Origin of the sequence: Lutibacter sp., from assembly GCF_040883305.1 — a bacterium.
GTDB lineage: Bacteria > Bacteroidota > Bacteroidia > Flavobacteriales > Flavobacteriaceae > Lutibacter.
The window spans coordinates 1-3,628 of the sequence record NZ_JBFLKT010000118.1; the positions used below are offsets into that span (position 1 = coordinate 1).

Annotated in this window: 3 protein-coding genes; 2 read left to right on the forward strand and 1 reads right to left on the reverse strand. The window is 30.3% G+C overall.

Features of this window, described 5'->3' with window-relative positions; translation table 11 throughout:
* Positions 1–12 precede the first annotated feature (12 nt).
* Positions 13–423, reverse strand: a complete 411-nt coding sequence (locus AB1Z17_RS03635) for a hypothetical protein (protein ID WP_368050437.1) — start codon at positions 421–423, stop codon at positions 13–15.
* Between the two features lie 207 nt (positions 424–630).
* Here AB1Z17_RS03635 and AB1Z17_RS03640 point away from each other — a divergent pair, with 207 nt between their 5' ends.
* Together AB1Z17_RS03640 and ppsA are read left to right on the forward strand one after the other, a co-directional pair.
* Positions 631–1,074 (forward strand): DUF2267 domain-containing protein, encoded by a 444-nt coding sequence (locus tag AB1Z17_RS03640; protein ID WP_368050438.1) that lies wholly within the window; start codon positions 631–633, stop codon positions 1,072–1,074.
* Between the two features lie 108 nt (positions 1,075–1,182).
* On the forward strand, positions 1,183–3,570 hold the full coding sequence (gene ppsA / locus AB1Z17_RS03645) for a phosphoenolpyruvate synthase (RefSeq protein WP_368050439.1): 2,388 nt from the start codon (positions 1,183–1,185) through the stop codon (positions 3,568–3,570).
* The last annotated feature ends 58 nt before the right edge of the window (positions 3,571–3,628 follow it).

The following is a 3,628-nucleotide window of genomic DNA, read 5'->3' on the forward strand; positions in this document are numbered from 1 at the left end:
AAGCCTTTGAAATTATATAATTTCAATTAAAAATTCATAAAGTTGAGTTTTGAAACTTTTATATTTTTGATTAAACTCAAAAATTTCTTTTACTAAGATTTCATAAGTCTCAAAATATCCTTCACTAAAACTAAAAACATCGCTATTTAAAGTTTCATTTACTTTAAACTTATAGGCTTCAATTTTTTCTTTAATAGTGTTACTATTCTCACATAACCTGTCAATATCTTTAAGAAATACTTGATGCCTTTCAAATAAATAAGGGGTAGTTGATTTAAACGAGTTCGAATTTAGTAATGTTTTAAAAAAAAGTAGTTCCTTATTCATGTATTTCAAACCTGAAATCCAGATTGAAGAATCATAAATAACATTACTATAACTCTTGTTAATTTCAAAAGCCTTGTACGAAACTATTGGATCCATAATGTCGATTATTTAATTCAAATGTAATTACGTCAAATTATAAACAATGAAAAATGATATTGCTCAATTTCACAAAGCATCATTTATAAATAGTCAGTTTTTTTTATAAAATTGAGCAATATCATTTTATAAAATTTATAGTATTAATAGCTTTAGTACATTAAATAAAGTTTATCAATAAAAAATTCAACTTAAAAAAATAAAACCATGGCACTAAATTTTAATCAATACGCAGCCGATGCAAATTCTTTTATGAAAGAGTATGCTGAAAAATTAAATATTAAAGATAAAGACAAAGCTGGTCGCATTTTATCTGCAATATTACACGGTTTAAGAGAAGTTATTTCAACGGAAGAATCATTACAATTCATCGCTCAATTACCTATGTTTTTAAAAGCTGTTTATGTAAACGGATGGTCTAGTCGTAAAAAACAACGGGTTAAAAGCATGATTGAATTTATAGACCTTATAAATAGATTTGATGGTGTTACCGCTGTTAATGATTTTGAATCTGATGAGAAAACTATAAAATACATAAAAACAACATTTTTAGTCTTGAGAAAATACGTTTCACATGGCGAGCTGGAAGATATTAGAACGGAGCTACCTAAAGAATTAAAATCTATAATTTTTGAAGAATTTCTATTTTAAACAACTAATTATAAGACCCCACAAAGAAGCTTCTAAATAAATTGAAATAAAATATGGTGCAATAATTTTAAAAGGAAATCTAAGATTGAGAGTAAGAAATAATTAAATATGAAATCATTAATAAAAAAATTTAGCGAAATTGGAATAAATGATGTGGCACTTGTTGGTGGTAAAAATGCCTCATTAGGTGAAATGTATAATGAATTGGTTCACGAAAATATTTCGGTTCCCAATGGATTTGCCACAACATCATTTGCCTTTAATTTATTTTTAGAGGAAAATAATTTACGGATTCTACTTAACAATCTTTTAAGCAAATTAAACAGAGATAATTATTCCAATTTAAATGATATTGGCAAACAAGCTAGAGAATTAATTTTAAACGCTTCCTTTTCAGGTGAATTTTCAAAAGCCATTATCGATGCTTATAAAGTTTTATGCGAAGGCACCTATTTTGAAGTTGCTGTAAGAAGTAGTGCAACTGCCGAAGATCTTCCTGAAGCTAGTTTTGCAGGGCAACACGAATCTTTCCTAAATATTTTAGGTGAAAAAAAATTACTCACTGCTGTTAAAAATTGTTTCGCTTCCTTATACACCAACCGAGCCATTAAATATCGAGAAGACAAAGGTTTTATTCATAGCGATATTGCTATTTCTGTAGGTGTTCAAAAAATGGTTCGCGCGGACATTGGCTGCTCTGGTGTTGGGTTTACCATAGAACCAGAATCTGGTTTTGAAAACATAATTCTACTCTCTGGAGTTTGGGGTTTGGGCGAAAATATTGTTCAAGGAACTGTTACACCCGATGAGTTTTATGTGTTTAAACCAACTCTTAAGCTCGGTAAAAATGGGATCATTCAAAAAAAAATGGGTTCAAAAGAAAAAACAATGATTTATGCCGAATCTAACAGTCATTCTTCTTTGCTAAATCTTGAAACACCTTTAAACAAACAAAAACAATTTGTTTTAAATGATGATGAAATACAGAAACTTGCTAAATGGTCCTTAATAATTGAAGAACACTATAAAAAAGCAATGGATATTGAATGGGCAAAAGATGGTGTTAACAATCAACTTTTTATCATACAAGCACGTCCTGAAACGGTGCATCAAATAAAAAATAAAAAGGTGTTTTTTGAATATAAATTGTTAAAAAAAGGTGAAATTCTTAGTACAGGAAATGCTGTTGGGTCTAAAATAATTGTGGGCACGGCCAGGATTTTAAATGCTCCTAAAGATGCGTTTAAATTACAAGAAGGAGAAATTATTGTCACAAATACTATTACTCCAGATTGGGATCCAATACTAAAAAAATCGGGTGGAATTATTACAAATAAAGGAGGTCGCACAAGTCACGCTTCAATTGTTGCTAGGGAATTAGGAGTACCAGCGGTTGTTGGATGCAGCGATGCTACTGAAACTATTTCCGATGGTCATATAATCACTATTTCCTGTGCAGAAGGAAAAACAGGATACATTTACAAAGGCAACCTTCCTTTTGAAAAAACAGCACTTGATTTTTCAGCTATTAAAATGCCGAAAACTGAAATGAAATTAATTTTGGCAGATCCTGAAAAAGCATTTCAATTGGCTGCTTATCCAAATAACGGGGTTGGTTTATTGCGCATGGAATTTATTATCACCCACAGCGTAAAAATTCATCCAATGGCTTTGATAAAATTTAATGAGCTTAAAGATGCAAATACCAAAGAAAAAATTGAAAATCTTACTGAAACTTACACAAATAAAGAAACCTATTTTATTGATAAGTTGGCCGAAGGAATTGCAACAATTGCGGCCGCTTTTTATCCGAAGGAAGTGATTGTTAGAATGAGTGATTTTAAAACCAATGAGTACGCAAATTTAATTGGAGGAAAACAATTTGAACCCAAAGAAGAAAATCCCATGTTAGGTTTTAGAGGCGCATCAAGATACTATCATGAGTTATATAAAGATGGTTTTGGATTGGAATGTAAAGCCATAAAAAAAGTTCGAGAACATATGGGTTTAAACAACCTTAAAGTAATGATTCCTTTTTGCCGAACTGTTGAAGAAGGGAAAAAAGTAATTAAAATTATGACTGAATTTGAACTGGAACAAGGTAAAAATGGATTGGAGGTTTATACCATGGTCGAAATACCAAGTAATGTAATTTTAGCTGAAGATTTTGCGGAAATATTTGATGGCTTTTCAATTGGTTCTAACGACTTAACACAACTCACATTAGGTGTAGACAGAGACTCTGAATTTATGAACGAATTGTTTGATGAACACGACAAAGCAGCGAAAACTATGATTGCAATGGCTATTGAAAAAGCCAATAAAACAAACACCAAAATAGGATTTTGTGGACAAGCACCAAGTGATTTTCCAGATTTTGCGAAATTTTTAGTCAACAAAGGAATTAATAGTATTTCATTTAATCCTGATGCTTTGTTAAAAGGTATTGAAAACACGAACAAGGCCGAGCAAAAAACAGTTAATTATACACATTAATTCAATTCATTATTTAAAAAAAGTAAAACTTATGTATTGCCAATAACTTAAAAAAACA

Bases quoted from the DNA above. Each gene is read 5' to 3' on its own strand.
- ppsA (WP_368050439.1), top strand. From the start codon at position 1,183: ATGAAATCATTAATAAAAAAATTTAGCGAAATTGGAATAAATGATGTG.
- AB1Z17_RS03640 (WP_368050438.1), top strand. From the start codon at position 631: ATGGCACTAAATTTTAATCAATACGCAGCCGATGCAAATTCTTTTATG.
- AB1Z17_RS03635 (WP_368050437.1), bottom strand. From the start codon at position 423: ATGGATCCAATAGTTTCGTACAAGGCTTTTGAAATTAACAAGAGTTAT.